The sequence below is a fragment of the Cohnella phaseoli genome (assembly GCF_003386235.1).
In the GTDB taxonomy this organism is placed as follows: Bacteria; Bacillota; Bacilli; order Paenibacillales; family Paenibacillaceae; genus Cohnella; species Cohnella phaseoli.
On record NZ_QRDZ01000012.1, the window covers coordinates 41913 to 67623 of the forward strand.

Annotated in this window: 20 protein-coding genes; 16 read left to right on the forward strand and 4 right to left on the reverse strand. The window is 50.4% G+C overall.

Annotated elements, in window-relative coordinates; all coding sequences use genetic code 11:
* Positions 1 to 8: 8 nt before the first annotated feature.
* The gene (locus tag DFP98_RS15990; protein ID WP_116061615.1) at positions 9 to 443 is read right to left on the reverse strand and encodes a DUF2621 family protein; all 435 of its coding nucleotides are present in this window, start codon (positions 441 to 443) and stop codon (positions 9 to 11) included.
* 137 nt (positions 444 to 580) lie between these two features.
* Here DFP98_RS15990 and DFP98_RS15995 point away from each other — a divergent pair, with 137 nt between their 5' ends.
* The 5 genes from DFP98_RS15995 to DFP98_RS16015 all read left to right on the forward strand — a co-directional run bounded on the left by DFP98_RS15995 (position 581) and on the right by DFP98_RS16015 (position 6108).
* Positions 581 to 1702 (forward strand): deoxyribonuclease IV, encoded by a 1122-nt coding sequence (locus DFP98_RS15995; RefSeq protein ID WP_116061616.1) that lies wholly within the window; start codon positions 581 to 583, stop codon positions 1700 to 1702.
* Between the two features lie 23 nt (positions 1703 to 1725).
* Entirely contained in the window at positions 1726 to 2625 is a 900-nt protein-coding gene (gene purU / locus DFP98_RS16000; RefSeq protein ID WP_116061617.1) for a formyltetrahydrofolate deformylase, read from the forward strand.
* Positions 2626 to 2722: 97 nt separating this feature from the next.
* Positions 2723 to 4735, forward strand: a complete 2013-nt coding sequence (gene tkt, locus DFP98_RS16005) for a transketolase (protein WP_116061618.1) — start codon at positions 2723 to 2725, stop codon at positions 4733 to 4735.
* 126 nt (positions 4736 to 4861) lie between these two features.
* Positions 4862 to 5176 (forward strand): pyrimidine/purine nucleoside phosphorylase, encoded by a 315-nt coding sequence (gene ppnP, locus DFP98_RS16010; protein WP_116061619.1) that lies wholly within the window; start codon positions 4862 to 4864, stop codon positions 5174 to 5176.
* Between the two features lie 95 nt (positions 5177 to 5271).
* Positions 5272 to 6108: a YitT family protein gene (locus tag DFP98_RS16015; protein WP_116061620.1), complete on the forward strand. Its 837-nt coding sequence runs from the start codon at positions 5272 to 5274 to the stop codon at positions 6106 to 6108.
* 55 nt (positions 6109 to 6163) lie between these two features.
* Here DFP98_RS16015 and DFP98_RS16020 read toward each other — a convergent pair whose 3' ends face one another.
* Positions 6164 to 7531 (reverse strand): MFS transporter, encoded by a 1368-nt coding sequence (locus DFP98_RS16020; RefSeq protein ID WP_246016561.1) that lies wholly within the window; start codon positions 7529 to 7531, stop codon positions 6164 to 6166.
* A gap of 158 nt (positions 7532 to 7689) precedes the next feature.
* Between DFP98_RS16020 and DFP98_RS16025 the strand changes: the two genes are divergently transcribed.
* A complete protein-coding gene (locus DFP98_RS16025; protein WP_116061621.1) occupies positions 7690 to 8367 on the forward strand; it encodes a helix-turn-helix transcriptional regulator in 678 nt (225 codons plus the stop codon).
* 350 nt (positions 8368 to 8717) lie between these two features.
* On the opposite strand, the gene DFP98_RS16030 is transcribed toward DFP98_RS16025, so the two are convergent.
* Positions 8718 to 10004, reverse strand: coding sequence for an NAD(P)-binding domain-containing protein (locus DFP98_RS16030; protein WP_116061622.1), 1287 nt, complete (start codon positions 10002 to 10004; stop codon positions 8718 to 8720).
* A 164-nt stretch (positions 10005 to 10168) separates the two neighbouring features.
* Here DFP98_RS16030 and DFP98_RS16035 point away from each other — a divergent pair, with 164 nt between their 5' ends.
* The 3 genes from DFP98_RS16035 (at position 10169) to DFP98_RS16045 (ending at position 11802) form a co-directional block, all read left to right on the forward strand.
* The gene (locus DFP98_RS16035; protein ID WP_116061623.1) at positions 10169 to 11065 is read left to right on the forward strand and encodes an SPFH domain-containing protein; all 897 of its coding nucleotides are present in this window, start codon (positions 10169 to 10171) and stop codon (positions 11063 to 11065) included.
* A gap of 8 nt (positions 11066 to 11073) precedes the next feature.
* Complete coding sequence (locus DFP98_RS16040) at positions 11074 to 11289, forward strand: type II toxin-antitoxin system antitoxin (protein WP_116061624.1); 216 nt, start codon at positions 11074 to 11076, stop codon at positions 11287 to 11289.
* A 99-nt stretch (positions 11290 to 11388) separates the two neighbouring features.
* Positions 11389 to 11802 (forward strand): hypothetical protein, encoded by a 414-nt coding sequence (locus tag DFP98_RS16045; protein WP_116061625.1) that lies wholly within the window; start codon positions 11389 to 11391, stop codon positions 11800 to 11802.
* Between the two features lie 42 nt (positions 11803 to 11844).
* Here DFP98_RS16045 and DFP98_RS16050 read toward each other — a convergent pair whose 3' ends face one another.
* Positions 11845 to 12717: an AraC family transcriptional regulator gene (locus DFP98_RS16050; RefSeq protein WP_181917725.1), complete on the reverse strand. Its 873-nt coding sequence runs from the start codon at positions 12715 to 12717 to the stop codon at positions 11845 to 11847.
* A gap of 199 nt (positions 12718 to 12916) precedes the next feature.
* Between DFP98_RS16050 and DFP98_RS16055 the strand changes: the two genes are divergently transcribed.
* The 7 genes from DFP98_RS16055 (at position 12917) to DFP98_RS16085 (ending at position 25686) form a co-directional block, all read left to right on the forward strand.
* Positions 12917 to 14620: a glycoside hydrolase domain-containing protein gene (locus DFP98_RS16055; protein ID WP_116061627.1), complete on the forward strand. Its 1704-nt coding sequence runs from the start codon at positions 12917 to 12919 to the stop codon at positions 14618 to 14620.
* A 101-nt stretch (positions 14621 to 14721) separates the two neighbouring features.
* Positions 14722 to 15921 (forward strand): Gfo/Idh/MocA family protein, encoded by a 1200-nt coding sequence (locus tag DFP98_RS16060; RefSeq protein WP_116061628.1) that lies wholly within the window; start codon positions 14722 to 14724, stop codon positions 15919 to 15921.
* Positions 15922 to 16328: 407 nt separating this feature from the next.
* Entirely contained in the window at positions 16329 to 17258 is a 930-nt protein-coding gene (locus DFP98_RS16065; RefSeq protein WP_246016562.1) for an ABC transporter permease, read from the forward strand.
* Between the two features lie 17 nt (positions 17259 to 17275).
* Positions 17276 to 18160: a carbohydrate ABC transporter permease gene (locus DFP98_RS16070; RefSeq protein ID WP_116061629.1), complete on the forward strand. Its 885-nt coding sequence runs from the start codon at positions 17276 to 17278 to the stop codon at positions 18158 to 18160.
* 12 nt (positions 18161 to 18172) lie between these two features.
* On the forward strand, positions 18173 to 20515 hold the full coding sequence (locus DFP98_RS16075) for an AraC family transcriptional regulator (protein WP_116061630.1): 2343 nt from the start codon (positions 18173 to 18175) through the stop codon (positions 20513 to 20515).
* Between the two features lie 164 nt (positions 20516 to 20679).
* Entirely contained in the window at positions 20680 to 22203 is a 1524-nt protein-coding gene (locus tag DFP98_RS16080) for an ABC transporter substrate-binding protein (RefSeq protein WP_116061631.1), read from the forward strand.
* Between the two features lie 78 nt (positions 22204 to 22281).
* A complete protein-coding gene (locus DFP98_RS16085) occupies positions 22282 to 25686 on the forward strand; it encodes a galactose-binding domain-containing protein (protein ID WP_181917726.1) in 3405 nt (1134 codons plus the stop codon).
* Positions 25687 to 25711: the final 25 nt, after the last annotated feature.

A 25711-nucleotide genomic window follows, 5' to 3' on the forward strand; every position in this document is an offset into this window, starting at 1 on the left:
GGGAACGATCACTTCAGCAAGTGGCTGTAGGCGGAATAGTCGATCTGCTTCTTCTCAAGGAAGCTGATCAGGCTCTTATGGTCGCGAGCCGGCGTCGCGCGTATGTAGCCCTCGATGCAGTGTTCCTTCGTGACCTCGGCTGCGCCGCTCTCAACGGCGATTTGCCCGATCTTGGCGGCGATGGAATGGCTTGCAATATCGCGGAACGGAGTCGGAACCGGCGAGACAAGCGTCTGAAGCATATCCTTGGACTCGGGAGTCCATAGGTCGCGGCTTCGCTCCACCCAATAATTTTGCCAATCGAGCTTGGATTTCCCGTCTCTTTGCGGGAGCACCTTGAGGAATTTGCGGAACATGAAGAAGCCGCCTATGCTCATGAACAAGACAAGCACGACTGTCCAGAATGCAATGAAATAAATAAACCACGTCGGGGTATCACCCATAACGATCACCTCATCTTGAAATTATACCGCATTCCTAGATTTATTTCGACGTTCGCGATACAATAGTGAAATAATTGCGAGAACAAGCCCCCGGAGCATCGGGAGGGGACGGAACGACAGGCGAGAGGAGCCGGAAAATGTTGAAAATCGGATCTCATGTTTCTTTTTCGGACAAAGGTTTGCTGACGGCAACGAAGGAAGCGGAAACCTACGGATCGAGCACCTTTATGATCTACACGGGCGCGCCGCAGAATACCCGCAGGAAGCCGATCGAGGATTTGTATATTCCCCAGGGCAAGGATGCGATGGCGCAAGCCGGAATCGGCGAGATTGTCGTGCACGCTCCGTACATCGTGAATCTGGGCTCTTATAAAGAAGATACTTATCGCTTGGCGATAGATTTCCTGCAGGAGGAGATCCGCCGGACGCACGCCATCGGAGTCAAGAATATCGTGCTGCACCCTGGGGCGTATACGGAGAAGGATCCGGAATACGGTATCGCGCGCATTGCGGAAGGTCTCAATGAAGTGCTGGAAGGCACGAAGGAGACGGACGTGAACATCGCCCTGGAGACGATGGCGGGCAAAGGGACGGAGATCGGCCGCAGCTTCGAGGAGCTGGCGCAAATCATCGAGCGCGTTCGGCTGAACGAACGCTTGACCGTCTGCATGGATACTTGCCACATTCACGATGCGGGCTACGATATTGTCGGCGATATCGACGGCGTGCTGCGCAAATTCGACGACATCGTCGGTCTGAACCGGATCGCGGTCGTACACGTCAACGACAGCAAAAATCCGTGCGGAGCGGCCAAGGACCGTCATGCCCCGATCGGCTCCGGCTGGATCGGCTATGACGGCATCGCCGGGGTTGTCGGACACGATCTGCTCAAGGGCAAGCCATTTATTCTCGAGACGCCTTGGATCGGCAAGAACGAACGTCCGATGTACGAGGCCGAGATTGCGATGCTCAGAGGGGATGCGGAGGAGAGATTTGGCGGCGAATTCATGGTCGATGTCGAACGGCTGCACCATTTCTTCGAAAAGGTCGGAATCGATTCGCGTCTGTACGTGCTGAATACGTGGGAGCTGCTGAAATCCGACGCCAAAGCGAGAAAAGCGGACCCGCGCGAGCCGATGGAAAGGCTCTACGATATGCTGCTGGAAAATCGCGTGCTTCCGGAGGAATACAGCGAGGAAGCGATGAACCATCGTCTGCTGGCCTATTTGGCGGGCGAAGAATGGCTGTCCCAACAATAAATATCGAGAGGTAGAAGATAGCGATGAGTCATACGTATCAGCCGCAAGGAAACAAACGGCTAGAAGACAAGAGCGTACGCGCGCGAATGCTCATTTCCTGCCCGGACAAGGCAGGCATCGTCGCCGCCGTGTCGCAATTTCTGTACGAGCAAGGAGCCAACATCGTCCAGTCCGATCAATATACGATGGACCCGGAAGGCGGCATGTTCTTCATGCGGATCGAGTTCGATCTGCAGGAGCTGGAGCAGCGCTTGCCTTCGCTTCAGGAGGATTTCACCCGCGTCGCGGATCGTTTCTCGATGAGATGGAGCATTTTCCGCGCAGCGCGACGCAAAAGAATTGCGGTATTCGTCTCCAAGGAGGATCATTGCCTGCTTGAACTTCTCTGGCAATGGCAGGCCGGGGATCTCGACGCCGAGATCAGCATGGTGATCAGCAATCACGAGGATATGAGAGGAATCGTCGAGTCGTTCGGCATTCCTTTTCACTATGTGCCCGTTACGCCCGATACGAAGGCGGAAGCCGAGCAGAAGCAGCGCGAGCTAACCGCAGGCAAAATCGACCTGATCGTGCTCGCCCGCTACATGCAGATCGTTTCTCCGAAATTCATCGAGCAGTATCACAATCGCATCATTAATATCCATCACTCCTTCCTGCCGGCGTTCGTCGGGGGCAAGCCTTATCAGCAAGCTTACAATCGCGGGGTTAAGCTGATCGGAGCGACGGCACACTATGTAACGGAAGAGCTGGATGGCGGCCCGATTATCGAGCAGGACATTCAGCGCGTCAGCCATCGCGACAACGTCAACGAGCTGAAGCGGATCGGACGCCACATCGAGAGAATCGTGCTGGCCCGAGCCGTAAAGTGGCATGTGGAGGACAGACTGCTCGTCTACCAAAACAAAACCGTCGTATTTGTGTAACTCGTGCTACAATGTACAACAAATAATGAGAAGCTGCACGGCTGCGGCGCAATTCGCCGGCAACGTACGCGAATAGATAAGAGGAGGGCTCTGTTTCATGACAGCCAGCACCAAAATAATCGATCAATTATCCGTAACGACGATTCGCACGCTATCCATCGACGCGATCGAGAAAGCGAAATCCGGCCATCCGGGCATGCCGATGGGAGCCGCCCCGATGGGCTATCAACTGTTCGCCAAAACGATGAAGCACAATCCGTCCAATCCGCAATGGATCGACCGCGACCGCTTCGTCCTGTCAGCGGGCCACGGCTCGATGCTGCTGTACTCCCTGCTGCACCTGAGCGGCTACGATCTCCCGATCGAAGAGCTGAAAAATTTCCGTCAATGGGGCTCCCTGACGCCGGGTCACCCGGAGTTCGGCCATACGGCGGGCGTGGATGCGACGACGGGACCGCTAGGCCAGGGCATTGCGATGGCCGTCGGCATGGCGATGGCGGAAGCGCAGCTGTCGGCGACCTATAACCGCGACGGCTACGAGCTGATCAATCACTTTACATACTCGGTCTGCGGTGACGGAGATTTGTCCGAGGGCGTCGCGTCGGAAGCGGCTTCGATGGCCGGCCACATGAAGCTGGGCAAATTGGTCGTCTTGTACGATTCCAACGATATCTCGCTCGACGGCGAGCTGGGTTTGTCGTTCTCCGAGAACGTAGGCCAACGCTTCGAAGCGTACGGTTGGCAGTATCTACGCGTGGAGGACGGCAACGATCTCGACGCGCTGGGCAAGGCGATTGCAGCCGCTCAGGCGGAGCTTGGCAAGCCGACGCTGATCGAGGTGAAGACGGTCATCGGCTACGGTTCTCCGAATAAAGGCGGCAAAGGCGGCCACGCCGGCCCGCACGGTTCCCCGCTCGGAACGGACGAAGCGAAGCTGACGAAGGCGTTCTATGAATGGCCTCACGAAGAATTTCACGTTCCCGAAGAAGTCCGCGCTCATTTCGCCGCGATCAAGCAATCCGGCGAGCAGTCGAACGCCGCATGGGACGCTCGTTTTGCGGAATACAAGGCGGCTCACCCCGAGCTGGCTGCGCAATTCGAAGCGGCTCTCTCCAGCCGATTGCCTGACAATTGGGACGCGGATCTGCCTTCGTACTCGACGGAGGATAAGCCGCTGTCCACGCGCGTCGCTTCCGGTAATGCGATCAACGGCTTGGCCAAAAACGTACCTTACCTCGTTGGCGGTTCCGCCGACTTGGAAAGCTCCACGATGACGCATATGAAGGGGCTGCCGATCTACAAGCCGGGCAACTACGACGGTCGCAACATCTACTTCGGCATTCGCGAATTCGCGATGGCCGCGGCGATGAACGGAATTATGCTGCATGGCGGGCTGAAGGTGTTCGGCGGAACGTTCTTCGTGTTCACGGACTACCTGCGCCCGGCCGTTCGTCTGGCGGCGCTGATGGGTCTGCCTGTCGTCTACGTCTTGACGCACGACAGCATCGCGGTCGGCGAAGACGGCCCGACGCACGAGCCGATCGAGCAGTTGGCTTCGATCCGCATCATTCCGAACTTGACAGTCATCCGTCCGGCCGACGGCAACGAGACTTCCGCCGCATGGGCGTATGCGATGCAAAACCAAAGCAATCCGGTCGCGCTCGTGCTGACTCGCCAGAATCTGCCGATTCTCGAAGGCACGGCATCTGCGCGCGACAATATCGCCAAAGGCGGTTACATCGTCTCCGAAGCGGCTAACGGCGAGCCTCAGGGCATCCTGATCGCGACGGGCTCCGAGGTTCAACTGGCGGTCGCATCGCAGAAAGCGCTGGCCGAGCAAGGTATCCACGTTCGCGTCGTCAGCCTGCCGAGCTTCGATCTGTTCGAGAAGCAGGACGCAAGCTACAAGGAGAGCGTGCTGCCGAAGTCGATTAAAGCCCGTCTGGCGATCGAGATGGCGCATCCGTTCGGATGGGAACGTTACGTCGGAGACAACGGTTCGATTCTGGGCATCTCTACGTTCGGAGCTTCCGCGCCGGGAGACCGCGTCATTAAAGAATACGGCTTTACTGTCGACAACGTCGTTGCCGAATTTAAAAAGCTGGTATAAGCGAGGTTTCAAAATGTTCAAAAAGTCCGCTTATTAGGTCGAATTGACCTCCTCGGATGTTTTCGTGATCAAAAGCGGACTTTTTGAACAAGCTTTATAATACGGAGAGGGAGCTGGAGAGAAACGATGCCGCAGTACAATAACGTATCCGTAGTAAAGAAAGCCAACGTTTATTTCGAAGGCAATGTAACGAGCCGGACGGTCATTTTCGCAGACGGCACTAAAGTAACGCTGGGTATCATGCTCCCGGGCGAATATGAGTTCGGTACGGCACAGAAAGAAATAATGGACATTCAAGCGGGCGAGCTGTCCGTGCTGCTTCCGGGCGGCGACGAATGGCTGGACATTGCCGAGCCGACGAAATTCGAAGTCCCGGCCAACTCCAGCTTTAAGCTCAAGGTGAAGACGGTAACGGATTACATCTGTTCGTATTTGGACTGAGCGTATTCCGATAGCGCCGACAACCACTGCCGAAGATGCAAGCGGCGGTGGTTGTTTTGCGTGAGCGTCGTATTCGGGTGTGGAGGCTGTTGCCGATGAAAAAAAGATTAGTGGATTTCGTTATGCTCGCGGTGGGCGCTCTCATGTTCGCGCTCTCGATCAATCTGTTCGCGATTCCCAACGAGTTCGGCGAAGGCGGCGTTACCGGCGTTACGATCATTCTGTATTATTTGTACGAGTGGTCGCCGGGACTTGTCAGCCTAATTCTGAATTCGTTTTTGCTGATTATAGGGTATAAATTTCTCGACCGGACGACCGTGGCGTATACGGTTGTTGCCGTGCTGCTGCTATCTCTGTTCCTGCATTTGACGGAGGGGATGCGCATCGAGTCCCATGAGATCGTCGTGAACGCGATTTTCGGAGGGGTCCTTGGCGGCGCAGGCATCGGCATTATCATCCGGGCGGGCGGAACGACGGCCGGCTCCGTCATCCTGGCTCGAATCGCGCACAAATATTTGGATTGGAACGTCAGCTACGCGTTGCTGTTTTTCGATCTGATCGTCGTGCTGGGCTCCTATTTCATTATCGGCGCTCAGGCGGTTATGCTGACGGTCGTCATGCTGTACATCGCGACGAAGGTGATGGATTTCATCATCGAGGGGTTGAACCCGAAGAAGGCGGTAACGATCATCTCCAAGGAGCATGCGAGAATCGCCGATCAGGTCAACAGCTTGATGGACAGGGGCGTAACGGTGCTTCACGGTCACGGATACTACACGAAGACGGAGAAGCAAATTCTCTACATCGTCATCAGCAAGCAAGAGCTGAGCACGCTGAAGCGAATTGTGAAGGCGAGCGACAAGGACGCGTTCATTACCATTCACGACGTCAGAGACGTATTCGGCGAAGGATTTATAGAGCTATCCAAATAATAGGCGCATGTAGCTCCTCGCGGACCGGACGGAGATACATGCGCTTTTTTCTTGGCTATGCCGGCGACTGCGACGCTCGCTCCGTTCTCGCGCTCGCGACAAGGCTTAGCAGAATCAAGGCGATATTAAACGTCATCGCGATCGTGACCCCGTATTTCAGCGCAATGCCGCCCGTCTGGCTGATCGCGACAATCGCTCCGCCGATGCCGACCGCGACGCCAGGCGTAAAGGAATCCGCGAATTGCAAGCTGCCGGACACCTTGCCGGCTTCGCCCTGCTTAGCGAGCGCGAACGCGACCGTGCCGCTGATTGTATGGGCCAGCCCAATTCCGATGCCGGTGACGATCTCCCCAAGCACTGCCGTAACGATATTGATCGCCGGCACCCACACCATAATCGCAATGCCCAGCAGCATCAGCAGAATGCCGGCCATGATTCGTTTATTGCGTCCTCTGCCTTGATCGGCCGCATCCCACCGGGCTTGCAGTATGGCAACGACGCTCCAGCTCATCGCCGCGCTTGCGACGATCAGACCGGCTCGATCGGCGCTCATTCCCTTCGTATCCGTTAAGGCGAGCACGAGGAAGTTTTGCGTACATACGTATGCGGCGAAAAACAAACCCCGAGAGGCGATCAGGGACGAGAGACCGGGGCGCAGCGTCAGCGTGCCTGCCGGAAGCAGCTTGCGAAGCGGCTGCACCATCAGCGCCAGACCGACGATGAGCAGCGCGATGCCCAGCGGTTTGGGCAGCATGCCGAGACCGCTAAGGAACAACCCGGTTCCGATCGCGAGCAGCACGGACAATCCGACGACGCCCTTTTCTCCCGAATCCGGGTGGTTAGGCATTTTCAGCTTGCGGAATACCGGCATGCTGAGCGCCATCGCCAGCGCCAGGAAGGGGAGCACGCCCCAGAATACGAATCTCCACGACCACTGCGAGGCGATAACCCCGGCTACGTAAGGACCGAGCATGGAGGGAAGCACATAGGCCGTGCCGAGCGCTCCTAATATTTTGGCGCGAAGCTCGTCTGGATAGCTAAGAGAGATAGACGTATAGATACACGTATACATCGCGCCTGCACCGAAGCCCTGGAGCGCGCGAGAAGCGATCAGCACGTACATATCGGTAGCCACGGCGGCGGCGACCAAGCCTATGGCAAACAGCACGATCGCGATCGTGAACAGCAGGGCCGGTCCGCTCTTGTCAATTTGACGGCCGACGACCAGCGTGCCGATAATTTGAGCCAGCAGATAGGCGCTGAAAATCCAGCCGAATAGAGGAAGGCCGTCCAAATCTCCGGCAATGACGGGAGCGACCGTCGTAACGGCCAACCCTTCGAACCCGATCGCCATCGCAGCTAGAATAATGCCGATGGACATAGCCAGATAGCGCGGTGCGAATATACTTTGCGAAGAAGCCAATACGTTTCAACTCCAATCCTATTGTCTAAGTACGCGCAGTATCCGGCCGAATACTTTCTAAACAAAGATCTTTACAAACAAAGTAAACTGACCTTTTGACTTTGTCAATATTTTTCTTTATAATCTCGTTAAAACGAATTCGTAAAGGTGAACTCTTCATGACAAAAATAAATTCCCGAGCGAAGGACGGCGCCGAGAGGACCAGAAGAGCCATTGTCAAGCTGCTTAAACACAACGGGTCGATGGATGCTCATCAGCTGGCAAGCCAGCTCGGAGTGACGGCAATGGCTGTGCGGCAGCACCTATACGGACTGCAGGAGCAGGAACTGGTGACGTTCACAGAGGAAGCGAGAACGATGGGACGACCGGCCAAGATGTGGGCGCTGACCTCCGAAGCGAACCGGCTTTTCCCCGACGGCTACGCCGATCTTACGGCCAGCCTGATCGAATCGATGAAGGAAGCTTTCGGTGACGAGGGATTGGAGCGGCTGCTGGAGGTGCGCAACCGGAAGCAGATCGAAGACTATAGGACTAAAGTTCCGCGGAGCCTGCCGCTTAAAGAGAAGCTCTCGACGTTCGCGGAGTCGCGGACATCCGAAGGATATATGGCGGACATTATCGAATACCCGGACGGTGTATTCTGCTTCATAGAGAAGCATTGTCCGATCTGCGAGGCGGCGAAGGCATGCTCCGGCCTGTGCAAGAAGGAGATGGAGATGTTCCAGAGCATTCTGGGCGACGAGGTCGAGATCACGCGAGGGGATCATATTCTTAAAGGCGACAACCGCTGTGTATATTGGATTAAACCGGGAACAACGTCAGCACACGGAGAGTGAGCGGGCGTTATTTCTTTACGTTGACGCGAAGGATTTTCTATTTTTTGAATGAAGGCCGGGATATCTCTCGAGTGATTTGCGTCGCAGATCGAGAGTCTGTCGGCTGCGCGGCTGTCCGCTTTCGTGAGTCAATTGATTTCCGTTTTCTACGGAGTTCCGCTTCAAGCGCGCATTCAAATGGTCGACTCGTCCGCGCTGGAGAAACGCCTACAGCGAAAGCTTGGACCTGCTGTTCGCCGCCTTGGATGGAGGAATTCAAGCAAGGAGCCGATAACGGACGGAGAGGCAAGAATCATTTATGGCGGCAGGGCGGGGGCAGCCGTCTGCCGTCCCGCCCCCGCTGACGCCGGTCAATGCTGGCCGGCAATATACTCTTGAAGCTGAAGGCGCTGGTACAGCGGCAGCCCCGTTAGAAGGCAGCCGTAGCTGAAGGCGTCGTTGTTGCGTTCGATGCGAATGATCCGCGCGGTCATCGGCGGCAGCTGCGATTCCTGCAGGAAGTGAAGGACGATGAACATATCCTTCTCCAGCGGGGATTTCGATTCGATCTGAATTCCGTCCTCGGACAGATCAAGCAGACGGCCGCGAACCGTATGACCGCGGAAGGCTCCGTCGCCTTCCCATTGGTAGATGGACATCATGAGCGGGATGTCCAGCGGCACGCGTGCTTTCTTGCGGCGTTCCGATTCTTCCGCATAAGACGGGTCGGATTCCTCCGCAGGCGACGCAGCCTCGATCGCCGCAGCCGAAGACTCGCCGATCCTTCTGCCGATCCAGCTTTCGTATACGCGTGCGAGAGCCGCGAGATCCTGCTCGCCGTATCCGGCAGCTTGTCCGAGCTGGAATAGGCTCTTGGCGGACTCAAGCATCGGAGTGGAGACGCCGAGCGTATCCGTCAGAACAGACGACAGCTTAAGATCCTTAAGCATAAGCTCCAGCGAGAATTGTACGCTGTAGTCCTCCTCGATAATTTTGCGCCCCTTCAGCTCGGCCTGTTTGCTGGCCGCGCCGCCGCCCTGTACGACGCGTAGAAAGGCGGAGGCGTCGATGCCGCTCTTGGCGGCAATCGCCATGCCTTCGATCAATCCTGCGGCATTGATCCCGACGATCGTATTGTGAGCGAGCTTGGCGTTGGCGCCGCTGCCGCTCGGACCCATGTAGATCACTTCCCGTCCCATTGCGAGCAGCAGTTCTTCATGTTCGGCAACCGTTTCCCGATCTCCCCCAGCCATGAACAGCAGCGTCCCATCGATTGCGGCGGGTTTGCTGCCGGTTACCGGCGCGTCGATGAAATCGCAGAATCGTTCCGCGGCCGCGGCCGAGAGTCTCCTGGCCAGCGCAGGCGAAATCGTGCTGCTGTCGATAATCGTCGTGTTGGGCTTCAGTACCTGAAGCAGGCCGTTATCTCCGAAATATACTTCTTCGATCGCCTGATCGTTGCTAATCATCGTGATCACGACATCCACTCGCTTAGCAAGGTCGGCGGGCGAAGCGGCAACGTCGGCTCCGAGCTCTGCAAGGGAGTCGGCTTTGCCCTCAGTACGGTTATAGACGAGGACATCATAGTCTTTGCGCAGCAAATTGGCCGCCATCGGCTCCCCCATCGTGCCGAGACCGATAAATCCGATCGATTTCATCTGAATCGTCTCCTTGTTCAATAGATGATTCTATTATCCCGTTGTTTTGCCAATTCCGAAAGAGGCTGCAACAATATTCATACAATTTCCGTTCAGAGGTGGAAAAGGAATGTAAAAAGTGATATCATATAAATATCAAATAAATATTAATCAGAGGTGGTCTTATGACGACGAAAAAGGCCTGGCATGTGAATGGATTTTTGGCGCTGCTGCTGGCGTTGGCGTCTATTGTCGGAAGCGTGGTTCTGTTCGCCAATGCCGGTTCGGAGACGAGCGGCTTCCCAGGGGCTGAGCCTGAAGTCAACGGCTGGTTTATTTTCGGCGGGATTGTGCTGATCGTCGTATTCATCGTCCTGCTCACTTCGCTAACGATCGTGCAGCCTAATCAGGCGAAAATTATTACGTTTTTCGGTCGGTACAAAGGAACGATTACGGAAAGCGGATTGTGGCTGGTCGTGCCGTTCTCGGGCAAGACGAAGGTATCGCTGAAGGTTCGCAACTTCAATAGTCAGACTCTGAAGGTGAACGACGCGGAAGGCAACCCGATCGAGATCGGCTGCGTCGTCGTATTCAAGGTCGTCGATACGGCGAAAGCGGTGTTCGACGTCGACAACTACAGCAAGTTCGTAGAGGTGCAGAGCGAGACGGCGATTCGTCATATCGCGGCCAACTACGCATACGATACGTTCTCGGACGAGCAAAAACCATCGTTAAGAGGCAATGCCGACGAAGTGTCGCAGGAGCTCACGCAAGAGCTTCAGACTCGCCTTGCGCTTGCGGGCGTCGAGGTGCTTGAGACGCGTCTGACTCATTTGGCCTATGCGCCGGAGATTGCCAGCGCGATGCTGCAGCGGCAGCAGGCGATTGCGATTATCGCGGCCAGGCAGAAGATCGTGGAGGGGGCCGTCACGATGGTGGAATCCGCGCTTCAGCAGTTGAAGGACAACGGAATCGAGCTGGATGGGGAACGTCGTGCGGCGATGATTAACAACCTTATGGTCACAATCGTATCCGATCGGGCGGCGACGCCCGTAATCAACACGGGTACGATGTACGGGTAAGGATCGTTATGGCTAGGGAAAAGAAGGCGTTCCCGCTGCGACTGGACGCCGAAATTCATCGCGCGGTGGAAAGGTGGGCGGAGGACGAGTTTCGCAGCGTAAACGGTCACATCGAATATTTGCTCCGCGAGGCGCTGCGCAAGGCGGGGAGACTTCCTTCGGGAAACCGCCCGGCGCAACCGACCGATCCGGATTCCGCTTCTGACAATGCCGAACAGCCATAGACTAATAACAAACAAGAGACTGCCGGTGTCCGTCCTTTGCGGACGACCGGCTGTTTTCTTGTTATTGTGCTCAAGCTGTACAGAAGGGAGGCGTTCAAAATGAGAGGTCTCAGAGTTTTAATTTTTATGGTCCTGGCGCTAATCTTTGTATCGGGGTGCGGTAAAGAGGATGCCAATCGCATGGTCGATGAGGTTCCTGTTCCTGCTCCGTTCGCATTCGAACGTGAAAATATAGTCAAAGTAACGATATCTAAGGGGGACGGGCAACTAGCTGCTGAACTCGCGGATAACAAAAATTTGAACAAACTGAGAGATATCTTGGATAAAGCACGTCCATTTACCGGTGCTTATCCATTCGACTTGCTTGGCATACTCGTGATCGAATCGAAAAATGGAACAAAGCGAGAATTGCAAGTGACGGGGAACGGCCATGTTTTTGTCGACATGGAGGCAAAGATTGCTTATGAGTTACACAAAAAAAGCTTTTTTGATTTCGTTGAAAAGTTGAATTAGCAAAATACAGATGGAAGCAGCACATCGCCAGTAGAGTCGATTCTAATCCAAATAAACGGTGTCGTAAGGATGTTCGGCTGTCCGGCGCCGGTATTCGCCGGGCGTCAGCTGCAAATAGTGACGAAAGATTTTGCCGAAGTAGCTGGGGCTATCGAATCCGCAACGGATACCGATGGACTGAATGCTGTCGTCGGTTTTGCGGAGCATCGTGACCGCGGCTTCCACTCGTCTGCGCTGCAGATAAGCGAGCGGGGAGTCGTTTTCTTTTTTCTGGAACAGTCTGCACAGATAGGAGCGGGATACGCCGCAGCTCGCCGCGATGCCCTCTAACGTAAGCGGTTCGGCAAAATGGTCGCGCATATACCTCTTGGCTTGACGAATTGCCGGATGCATGCCGGTTTCCTTGGAGACGTAGTTGGCGTCGGAACGAAGGAGGGAGAGCATCCATCTGTACAGTTGAACGGAAAGCTCGGTCGGATCCGACAATCGATCGACGGACACGGCCTGGTAGATTTCCCAGAAAAGCGCGATCGGCTGCGATTCGGCGGACAGCCGAACGATCGGCCCGTGCTTCTCGACAATTCTGTCGCACATGCGAAGCGCATCTTCGCCGCAGACGTTAAGCCAGAAGAATCCCCATGGCTGTGTGCCCTCCGGCGGGTAGTAGTAGCGCTGCTCGCTCGGTACCCGAACAAGAAATCCGCACCCGGCGGGAACCTCCCATGTCTGCCCTCCGGTATCGACGCGGCCTTCTCCGTTTAACGTATATTGGAAAATCGCATGTCCTTTATCGCCTCGAACTCGACAATCGTTGCCGTAGCCAGCCTCGGCGTCCGTCGTCCAGCCAAGCGAATCCAGCGTCATGTACGGCTGCGCTTCAGAAGGTCGAAAAGCGAATGAACCCGGTTGCAGCATATGGTTTCTCCTGGATAACATTTTTTTATCTATTGTACTACATAATCTGAATTATAGGGGAGACTCCATGAATAATCTCCAATCCATGAAGTCAATATTGTTATAGAAATGTAGAATATGTTCAGATTGTCGCCCGTATACCCTCCTGATAAGATAAAGCCATATTTACTATGCGTACAATGAAGGAGCAGCGATAATAATGGCAGAAAAACATTCGCAGTTTCAAACCCGCTGCGTCAGCTCGCTTGTGAAAGTGTTTGCCGACGAAGCGCTAACGGAAGCATCCTGGAATCGGGGGACCGCGCTGTGGTCGGAGACCTTTGCATTCCAAGTCGCTTATCGCTCGGAGGCATTGGTGTATTCGATGAAGGTTGCGGTTTCGTCCGAACTCGCGGCGTGGACGACCGTGCGCCCGGTCGGTCTGGCTCCTTCCGAGTTGCCGACGTTTGCCCATTCCGACGATTATGTGCTGCGCAAGACGCCGGGGCTATACCCGGATCCGCTCTATCCGCTTCCGGAGGACGGAATGCGCGCGTATCCCGGGCAATGGAGGACGCTATGGGTAACCGTCGAGCTGCCGTCGAAGGAAGCTTGGGAAGCGGCTGGCGGCGCCTCTTCGGGCGTTCGCTCGTTTACGTTTGACTTCCATTTCACGGGAGACGAGGGCGTCGAGCTTGGCAGTCAGCGTTTTACGCTGGAAGTTCTTCCTGCGGAGCTGCCCGAGCAGAAGCTGATTCATACGGAGTGGGTGCACTACGACTGCCTGGCTACGTACTATAAGCTTGATATTTTCGGGGAGAAGCACTGGGAGCTGATCGAACGTTACGTTGAAAATGCGGTTCGGCACGGCATGAATATGCTGCTTACCCCGTTGTTTACGCCTCCGCTGGATACGGAGATCGGAGGAGAGCGGTCGACCGTGCAGCTCATCGACGTTGAGCGGACGCAGGATGGCGAATATCGTTTTGGCTTTGATAAGCTGACTCGTTGGGTAGAAATGTGCGATCGCGTCGGAATCCGTTATTTTGAGTTCTCTCATCTGTTCACGCAGTGGGGAGCAAAGCATGCGCCCAAGATTATCGCCACGGTTAATGAAGACGGCGAGAAGAAGGAACAGCGGATTTTCGGCTGGGAGACGGATGCGGCCGGGGGGCCTTATCGTCAGTTTCTGTCCCAATTCCTGCCGGCTCTCGATGCCTTCATCCGCGAGCATAAGCTGGAGGACAGAAGCTATTTCCACGTCTCGGACGAGCCGAACCTGGACCAACTGGAGGATTACCGCAGAGCCAGCGCGATTCTGAAGGAGCACCTGGGCGCGTATCCTTTTATCGAAGCGTTGTCGGATTACGGCTTCTACGAGCAAGGACTCGTGCCGGTTCCGATTCCGGCGAACGATCATATCGACAAGTTTCTGGAAAATGAAGTGCCTGGCCTGTGGACGTACTACTGCTGCGGGCAATCCGTCGACGTGTCCAACCGGTTCTTCAACATGCCGTCGGCGCGCAACCGGATTCTCGGTTACCAGCTCTACAAATTCGGGATTAAGGGTTTCCTTCAGTGGGGCTTCAATTTCTGGAATACGCAGCACTCCAAGGAAGCGATCGATCCGTATCGGGTGACGGATGCCGGAGGCGCGTTCCCTTCGGGAGATTCGTTCGCCGTGTATCCGGGAACGGACGGTCCGCTGGATTCGATCCGCTGGGAAGTATTCCGCGAAGCTCTGCAGGATTTGCGGGCTTGCGAGCTGCTGGAATCGCTCGCCGGACGCGAGCAAGTGCTGGAGCTGCTGGAGGCGGGCTTATCGGAGCCGATCACGTTCCGCAATTATCCTCGCGAAGCATCCTGGCTGCTTTCAAAGCGCACGGAAATCAATCGGCAGATTGCGAAGCTGGCCGACGCTTGAAGAGCATAAGACAGAAAGCGCGCAAAGCAAGAGTATGAAGACGGTAGTGCGTCGTTTGACATAAAGATTCTCAGATCGGTTTTTCGGAGGAGAATGCAAAAATGAAAGACAAAATTAATATCGCAATGATCGGGCTGGGAGGGCGAGGCTCCGGCCTGATGGAGATGATCCTCAACAATGCGAAGGATGTAGAGGTCGCGGCCGTATGCGATTTGTACGAGGATAGACGGGAAGCGGCTGCCAACAAGGTGGAGCAAGAAAGGGGCAAGCGCCCTGCGGCGTTTGCGCGTTATGAGGATGTATTGGCCATGACCGAAGTCGACGCTGTCGTCATCGGCGCATCCTGGGCCGCTCATATCGACATTGCCGTTGCGGCGATGGAAGCCGGCAAGTATGTAGCCAGCGAAGTCGGCGGAGCCTATTCGATTCAAGAGTGCTGGAAGCTGGTGGAGACGTACGAGAGAACGAAAACCCCCATCATGTTGATGGAAAACTGCTGCTACGGCCGCGATGAAATGATGGTCATGAACATGGTGAAGCAGGGCCTTTTCGGAGAAATTGTCCACTGCTCGGGCGGCTATCTTCATGATCTGCGCGACGAGATCGCCGGAGGGGAAGAAAACCGGCACTATCGGCTGCAAGAGTACATTCACCGCAATTGCGAAAACTATCCGACGCACGAGATCGGCCCGATCGCGCAGGTGCTTGACATCAACCGCGGCAACCGGATGTTGTCGCTCGTATCGGTTGCGTCCAAGGCGAGCGGGATGCAGGACTATATCAAGCGTAAGAAGGGGGAAGACCACCCTCTTGCCGGCACCCGTTTTCATCAGGGAGACATCGTGACGACGATCATTCGCTGCGCCCGCGGCGAGACGATCACGATTACGCTGGATACGACGTTGCCGAGATCGTATTCCCGCGGTTTTACGGTCAGAGGAACGAGAGGCATGTTTATGGAGGACAATCAGTCGGTTTTCATCGATGGGCAGCATGACGAGTATCACTTCGATTGGAAGAGCCAATGGGGCAACGCGGAGAGCTACTACGAGCAGTACGATCACCCGGTCTGGAAGAAATTCGTCAATGACGGCGTTAAAGGCGGCCATGGAGGCATGGACTGGCTGGTGTTCGAGGATTTCTTCGAATCCGTTAAAACCGGCAAGCCGACTCCGATCGATGTGTACGATATGGCCGTATGGATGAGTATTTCCGCGTTGTCCGAGGATTCGATTTCCTTGGGCGGGCATCCTGTGGCGTTTCCGGATTTTACGAACGGCAGATGGGTTACGAGACGTTAGGAGGCCGATCTCGCTGCAGCGTCTAAAGAAGCCCGTCGGCAGTCAAGCCTGGCAAGTCGGCTTGACTCCGGCGGGCTTTTTTTTATATTTTGTTTCGCTTGTACGATGATTCGTCCAAGTTGATCTCAATTGAAGCATTAGGGTTATCATGCAAACATCCACAACCGCACGAGGTTGTGGATGTTTGCATTTCCTTAGCTTCAGCGTAAGTACCCCACTTCCATCCCGCATCAGGATGAAATGATGTAAGCTTTCTATCGATTATTATCATTAGTTTTTAATAGAATGATTCATTTTTACATGAAGCGACGTTTAAATTTCACGAGGTTCTTAGCCTTTTCTTCTTTATCTATAGCCCTTTGTAGCGGAAGATGAGGTTTACAACATTTGAGATGGAGGACCTAGTGATGAAGACGACCGGTACGATAAATGTCATGCGTCAACTCAAAAAAAATTTGCCGCTGACATCCATGGCATTTCCCGGAATTTTATTTTTTCTAGCTTTTTCGTACGCGCCTATGTTTGGAGTAGTGATCGCTTTTAAAGATTACAAGTATGATCAAGGCATACTCGGAAGTGAATGGATGGGTTTGAAAAATTTCGAGTTTTTATTTTCTTCCGGAGCGGCTTGGACCATTACGCGGAATACGCTTTTTTATAATTCCTTATTTATTATAAGCGGGACGATTATGGCGATAGGGTTGGCTTTGCTTCTAAACGAGGTTAAGAAGAAATGGTTTCGGGGGGCGCTGCAGTCCAGCTATTTAATTCCCTACTTTATCTCGTGGATTGTCGTCTCATCATTCACCTATGCGTTATTTAATGCGCAGAACGGTTTGTTGAATCCCATTCTTGAAAGCTTTCATCTTCGCCCAGTGGATTGGTACACGGATGGGACTTATTGGCCGTTAATACTGGTCATCATCAGTGCTTGGAAAGGGGTCGGGTTCAACTCTATTATTTATTTAGCTGCCATACTCGGGATTAGCCGTGAATACTACGAAGCGGCGGAAATCGATGGCGCCAATAAATTAAGACAGATTTGGTATATTACGCTCCCGCATATCAAACCTCTTGTCATTATTTTAACGATTCTGGCAATCGGAAAAATTTTCTATGCTGATTTCGGACTCTTTTACTTTTTAACGGGTCACTCAGGGTTGCTTCAGCCTGTTACGGATGTCATTGATACCTATGTATTCCGTACGCTTCAAGTCACAGGCGATGTTGGCATGGCCTCAGCCGCGGGGTTTTATCAGTCTATTGTTGGATTTGTCTTGGTGATTTTAACGAATTATATCGTTCGGAAGATGGACAACGAGAACGCATTATTTTAAGCGGAGGTTAATTAATCGTGGCTAAATGGATACGCACTGGTGTACCGAGAACGATCCTTTCCGTCATTTTAAGTTTGATTGCTATCTGCTGTATTATACCTTTTATCATTATACTTTCATCCTCCGTTTCAGATGAGATGACGATTATTAAAGAAGGCTTTCAAATTTTCCCCACGGACTTTAGTTGGACTGCTTACAAATTGATTTTTCAATATCCTGAAGATTTATTGCGTGCTTATGGCGTTACAATCGTGATCACAGCGAGTGGGGCAGCAGGAGGCTTGTTAATCACTTCTTTGATTGCGTACACCTTATCCCGCAGGGAATTTATATGGAGAGGTCCCTTAAACTTTTATGTTTTCTTCACTATGCTGTTTAATGGGGGGCTCGTCCCATACTATATATTGGTAGCCAATGTATATGATTTAAAGGGAACGCTATGGGCGCTCATTTTGCCTTTAATGGTGAATGCATGGAACGTACTTATAATGCGGACATTTTTCGTTCAAATCCCGGAAGCCTTAATCGAGGCGGCTAGAATTGAAGGGGCAGGGGAATACCGAATATTTTTCCGTATTATGATCCCGTTGTCGACGCCTGTATTTGCAACGATCGGCTTGTTCTTGGTGATGAGCTATTGGAATGATTGGTTTCAGGCGTTGCTTTTTATTGACGACAGAAAACAGCTTCCATTACAGTACTTACTATATAATGTATTGAGAAATGCGATGGAGGTTGCGAACCTCAGTCAAGTTGGCGGACAAACGATTAACGCGGTGATGCCTACTGAATCGTTAAAGATGGCTACAGTCGTACTTACCGTGGCCCCAATGACGATTGTGTTTCTGTCCATTCAACGCTACTTTGTGAGAGGGATTACAATCGGTTCTGTGAAAGGGTAGGGAAGATTGTATATGAAGAGATGGAGCTTGCCACGAACCTATTTTACACGAATGCTCTTATCCTTTACACTCGTTCTCGTCTTCATTATTTCAACGGTGTCCACAGCCATTTATGTTTATGTCGAAAAGGTTGTGACACAGACAGTTGAAAACATGAGTCAAAAAACGTTATCTCAAATTAGCTATAGCGCGAACTATATGCATGATTCCGCGAGAAATACGGCGTATACGTTATTTAATGATGCGAAAGTGATTCAATATATGTACCAGGAGCAAATCGACTATTCAGATATGGTGCAAGGCGTAAGTCAACTGAGAACTTGGTCCGACACGAACTCTTTTATCTACTCGATCTATGTCTATAATGAGAAGCTGAATGTGTATTTGTCTACAGTGGGTATGGATGTCGCTATGCCTAGTGATCAGTTTTTCGATACGGGAATTCGTGAACTCATGAAGCAGCGAGCGTTGGAGTCCAGGAGCTTAATGCCGATTCCGCGCTCGACAAAGCTAAGCATAAATGGAGTCATCCAAGAAAATGTGGTAGATGTGTTCACGTACATTATTTATGATCTGCAATCTGTGGATAATGAAATTCAAGGTGCGGTCGTGCTGAATATAAAGGCGGAGTACTTGCAAAATATAATTAAATCTCTGCTCTCCAAGAAGAAAACCGATCAGGGTCGATTGATCATTGTAGATGAGAAGGGCGAAATCGTTATCGGTTCCGATGATCAAGCGAAAGGGGCCAGTCTGGCCGAAAATGGGTTTATCGATAAAGTGCTGCAGTCCGATTCCGAGTCTGGAAACTTCAAGGCTCAGGTGGAGGGTCAGGACATGAGGATTACTTATGCTAAGTCTGACCAATTGGGATGGAGATTTATAGAGTTGGTACCCTATCAGCAAATCTATGCTCCGTTATATAAGATCAAGTGGACGACGATACTTGTATGCAGCATTATGTTAGTCTTAGGGATATTGTCTGCTTTCTTGGTGTCGCGTCAAGTTTCAAGCCCGATTCGCCAATTGGTAGGAAGAGTGACTCATTTAACGAAATCAGGAGAACAAGCGCGAGATCGAGGCGAGCTTGTTTTCCTATCAGAATCGTTCGCAGAGACCTTTCATCAAAATAAATATTTAGATTTGGAAGTGAAGCGCCATAGAAAATCTGAGATGCTTCGAAATTATTTGATGTATAACGGTCAACCTTCGTTGAACTCCGTTTCTTTGTCTTTTCTGGATTATGAGGTGAAGCTGACAACGGATGAAATCTATGCAATGATTCTGTTGCGAATTGATCACTACAGCGAATTGATTCAGACGTATTCGCGAGGAGATCAATCGTTGCTTCGATATGGGATTCATAATACGGCTGTGGAAATCATGGCATCGTATGAAAAGCTGGAGGTCGTCGATATGGAGGGGGAATACCTGGTCATTCTTCTTAATCCAACGGAAGCCTCTGAAGAACACTATATCGATCGAGTAGCGAGCTTATTAAAGCAATTGCAATCCTGGTCTGCACAAAATTTGAAGCTATCGATTACTGCTGCAATTGGTGGTTACCGAGATCATATCACGGAAATTAATGAAGAGTTTTTGGAATTACAGGAATTAATCAAGTACCGTTTTGTTTATGGTTATCAAAGTGTGATTAATAAGAGCATGTTGCCGAATTGCAATTCTCAATTTGAAGCTTCTACGCAAGCGTTGGAAGATAAGATTATCGCTGAGCTAACCGGCGGCAATCTGAACTTGGCGATTCAGTCCTATGATGAACTGATCCTTATGCTGAAGCAAATGACGTATAATCAAATTATTTCAGCCCTGATTCACTTTATTTACGTGCTTAATAATCGAATTATGACCCTTCAGAATAATAGTCCGGCGAAGTTCGATGTCGATTTCCAGTATTTCACGAGAGAAATTATTAACGCCGAAACGTTGGATGAGGTGAAAAATCGCTTTGTTCTGCTCTTTAAACAAATCGATCTCGGTATTGAGCTTAAATCGACAGGCCGAGGACAACTCGTTATAAACAGTGTCATCCAAATCATTGAGAACCGATATAGGGATCCTAATTTGAGCTTGAACGTAATTGCGGAGGAAATCAAATTGTCCAGAGTCTATCTGGGCAAAATATTTCGTGATGCGACGGGTCAGTCTGTTGCTGATTATATTAACGAGGTGAGAATCCAGCAGGTTATTAAACAACTGGAGCATTCAGACTCACCGCTGACAGAAATTATGGACAAAGTAGGGATTGAAAATAAGAGCTACTTTTACACCAAGTTCAAAAACAGAATGGGCGTTTCCGTAAGCGAATATAGAAAAAGACATCTTGGTCAGAAATAATCGAGAGATTCCATACTTTTTATATAATGATTACTTTTTAACGGCGATAAACCATTAAATTATGCATGTTTCTTTTTATTTCATGCTTCTATTTCCAAAGCTAAATCAGGTACAAAGGAATCACCGGCAAATACCGGTGCGACATCCATGAGGAGGTAGTTTGCATGATTAGAAGATCGACTGTAGTTCTGCTAGCCGCACTTATTTGTTTGACAATGGCATTATCTGCATGTGGGGGCACAACGAATCCAAAAAGTTCAGAGAGTTCCGCGAGTCCGTCAGCGCAACAATCAACTCAAGAACCGAATGAAGCAGCAGATCCTTCAAAGCTTCCGCCCGTAGAGTTGACTTGGTATTACCCGGGGACACCTCAGAAAGACGTGGAGTTAATTGAAGAAGCAATGAACAAAATTACGAAGGAAAAAATTAATGCAGCGATTAAGCTCGTTACGATTGACTGGGCGAGCTATACTCAAAAAATGAATGTGATGCAGGCGGGGGGAGAAGAATATGATTTGGCGTTTGTCGCACCTTGGGTAGGGAATTTTTATCAAGGGGTTGCAAAAGGGGCTTACCTTCCATTGGATGAGTTGTTGGAGCAATATGCGCCGACACTGAAGAAGACGATTCCAGAAAAAATTTGGGATGCAGCTAAAGTAGGTGGACAAATCTATGGTGCAATCAACTGGCAAATTGTTGCGGCTCAGGTTGGTTTTGAGGTAAGAAAGGACTTGGCAGAGAAATACAATCTAGATTTGGACAGCATCCAATCCGTCGCTGATTTAGAACCGTTTTTAACTCAGGTATCGCAGGGTGAGACAAATAGTCCTTATATATTTGTTCCCGGGGCTGCAATCGGCGGTTTTGACAACATTGGCGATGATGGAAGTCCAGGTGTGGTCCGCATGGATGATGCCAGTCTGACTGTACTTAATCAATTTGAATCAGAAGAGTATAAACAATTCGTAGAGCTTATGCGTTCTTGGTATACAAAAGGTTTAATTCGTAAAGACCAAGCTACGCTTAAATTTTCTAATGAAATTTTGAAATCGGGTTCATTCTCTGGGGTTATTTCTTATCCGATTAAGCCAGGCGTTGAAGTTGAGGATCAGGCAAAATGGGGCCAGCCTGTGTTAGCCAAATCTTTGACGAAAGCCTTGATCACAACGAATAAAGCAAATGCGACGATGACAGCGATTAGTAAAACATCTAAAAATCCCGAACGTGCCATGATGTTCTTGGAGCTCATCAACACGAATAAAGAACTTTACAATATCATTTGTCATGGCATTGAAGGCGTACATTATACAAAGGTATCCGACAACCTGATTGCAAGAAGTCCAGACAATACGGGCTATAACCCATTGACAGACTGGATGTTTGGAAACCAGTTTAACGGTTATTATACAGATTCGTCCCAGGTTGGCGCTTGGGAAGCGAGTGAAGAAATGAACCTGGGTGCAGACGTATCACCAACTTTGGGATTCAGCTTTGATCCTGAAAGCGTTAAATCGGAACTGGCGCAATTGAATTCAGTTGTCACACAATATGCGTTAGCTTTGGAAAGCGGCAGTGTGGACCCCGCAACCATTTTGCCGGAATTTATTAGTAAGCTTAAGGAAGCGGGATCGGATAAGGTTATTGCCGAAAAGCAGAAACAATTGGATGCGTGGATAGCCGGCAAGTAATAGATGCGTGTTTCTGATCATCAGCCTGGGAAAGCTCTCCCAGGCTGATTGAAATACAAAAATCGGAGGATGTATAGCATGAAAAATGGGATTAGGATCATTGTCATTGGCCTATTTTTACTATTAAGCAGCAGCATTCTCATAAAACCTAGTTATGGCAACGTCCCCATACAAGCAACCTATTATGTATCGCCTAACGGAAGCGACAGTAATCCTGGCACGTTAAGCGCCCCTTTCAAAACCATTCAGCAGGCTAGAGATGTTGTAAGAACCATAAATCATGAAATGACAGGCGATATCCTTGTATACCTGCGCGGCGGTACATACAGCTTAAGCAATACGATAGAACTCAATGAACTTGATTCGGGTTCGAATGGGTACAAAGTGATCTACAAAGCCTATCCAACAGAGCTTCCTGTACTCACAGGAGGTGTACCCGTAACGGGGTGGACCCTGGATTCAGGCGGCATCTACAAAGCAACGGTATCTTCAGTTTCGAATTTTAGACAGCTTTATGTAAATGGAGAAAGGGCACAAAGAGCGCGTTCATCGGGAGTGAGTACAGCTTTAGCCTATCATTATGATGAGGCATCTAAAATTAATGGATTTATTGTAAGTGATAGCGTAGTAGGATTTTACGATAATCCTGATCATGTTGAATTGAATTGGACACGCGAATGGGTGAATACTCGTCTTCCAGTTGACCAGGTGATTGCTGGGGAATCGGGTCAAAAAGTGGTCCTTATGCAGCAACCCTACTTTGATTGGGCTATGACCATGAATGCAGTATTTAATAGCATTGCAGTGACAGATCCTTTTTATATTGAAAATGCAAAAGAATTGCTGGATGAAGCCGGCGAATGGTATTTCAATCAAACGACTTCGACGCTATATTACTGGCCTAAACCTGGGGAAAATATGGAGTCTGCGGAAGTGTACGTCCCAAAGGAGACTGTGGAGACTCTATTATCAATTGAAGGCTCTTCGATTACATCACAGGCTCAAGATATCGAAATACAAGGACTAACTTTTATGCATACAACGTCATTAAGAGCCTCAACGCAAGGTGTAGCGCCTCTGCAAGCGAGCTTCTGGGCAAATGAAGTGGATCAAACTGCATTTACGACGAATGGCGTAATTCCACCTGCAGCGATCGTGGTGGAACATGCGAACCAAATTGTGCTGGACAGCAATACCTTAAAACATTTGGGTGCTGCTGGCATTAAAATGGCAAACGATGTACAGAATTCAGAAATCACGAACAATAACATTACGGATACATCTGCGGATGCAGTCATTATTGGCACATGGCTTCACCGTCATATCGATACCGCTTTGCAAGAAGGCTTGTGCACGAATATTTTAGTTAGAAACAATGTCATATCCCATGTATCCAACGAATACTGGTCATCTCCTGCGATTACAGTGTTTTTTGGGAAGCAGATAGATGTTCAGCATAATGATATTAGTCATATTCCATACACTGGAATCTCCATGGGCTGGGACGGCTGGGGAGGTGTCATGTGGGACGAGTTTACTCTCGGATCCAACAGGATTGCGTGGAATAAAATTAGCGATTATATGAAAAAAATGCGAGATGGCGGGGGGATCTATACCTTAAACACCCAACCGGATACTGTGATTGAAGGTAATTATATATCGAATATGAATCATTCCTATGGCGGGATTTATCCGGACGAAGGTTCGGGTTATATCAAGGTTATGAACAATGTCATAGAAAATATGGGAACTGCGAATTGGTTGTATATCTGGCATCCTTCAATTAATCATATTACGGTTAACAATAACTATACGAATTCTACCAACCTAATCAATAACGGTACAAAGAGTTCCATAAGCAATACAAACTATTATACAGGTACTCGACCGGCGGCCGCACAAGCTATTGTAAATCATGCGGGTGTAACAGCAGACGCCTATGTTCCGCTAGCAGCTCCGCCTGAGCCTGCATTAGGCGATCTTGCTTATCAAAAACCATGTTATGCCTTCTATATGGATGATTCCTATGCAACTGTACACCCGGGTTCTGATGCTTGTCGGGCAGTAGATGGTTATGCAAGCACGTATGCGCAAGCATTCGGTCAATGGAAGTGGAAAGAGCTTATTAATTTAGGCAGTGTGAAAAATGTCAATAAAGTAGTCGTCACATTTCCGCAAGTGCCGATAGCAGATGTTACGCTCTACGCCACTGAATATAATGTGAAGGTTTCGATTGATGGAACCAACTATACAACTGCAGCTGTCATTTCAGGTGCATCTGGCGGCATAGTGACAACAACCTTTAAGCCTGTGTCTGCCAGATATGTGATGATTGAAGCTGTCAAGCCGGATAATAGCGGACAAGCGGGGATACAGCTCGGAATCAGCAATCTTGAAATTTTCGGAACGGTAGACAATCCTGAATTTAACGTACCGGTAAATGATAATGTGTCGGATATAAAGTATACAGGCTCATGGGTTTACAGCACGGATCGCGGGTACGGTAATTATTTGGATGATGTGCATTATACGAATATGATCAATGATTACTTTGAGTTTACATTTACCGGAACGGGAATAGATTTGATTAGCGAGAAGTACTTTGACCGAGGCGATATTGATATCTATATCGACGGTAGTTTTATCGAAACAGTGAGCTGCTACAGCCCTGGGTCGATGGTACAGCAGACTGTTTTTTCCTCAGGTGAATTGTCGAATGGTCTTCATACAATAAAGGGCGTTATGAAATCCGGAAGCGCGATGGTTATTGATTCGCTTAAGGTTTATGATCAAGGCTTCAATCCTCCGGCTAAGAGCAATTTAAAGCTTTGGTTACGAGCCGATGCAGGCTTGGAAAAGGACACAAGTGGATATGTCGGCACATGGGAGGATTTATCGGGAGAGGGGAATCATGCGGTTCAAACCAATACAACCAACAAGCCGTTGTGGGTGGATAATGTAATTAATGGAAAACCGGTTATCCGGTTTGATGGTGTGAATGATTTTCTATCCATACCCGGTCTAACGGGGGCTATGAACGACTTTACGGTCATTTTCATGCTGCGGCCTGCTTCGTTGAACAATTACAACCAGAAATTGTTGGCGACAGGGGCATGGGGGCAATTTGTTATGCATGCCGATGCGAATGGCGGACTCTATGCGGGGACAGATATTGCGACAAGAATCGAACCAGCTAGTTCAACCTATAAGAGAGGTAATTATTCTAAGGATGTTTTTCAAAGATGGGTATACACCTATAATTCCGTTGCAGGAAAAGGATCGATCTATATAGACGACTATAACGTACCCGCACCTAAAACGCAGACAGCTCCAAACAATTGGTCGGGATTTGAACTTGGCGAGAATGGCTCAGGAACAATCCATGGGGATATTACGGAAATATTTATCTACGATAAGGCGCTTACTGACGCAGAACGAATCCATATTATTAGCTATTTAAACACCAAATACGTGAATAACTAAAGAATAAGTAATCGGGAGGATCTCT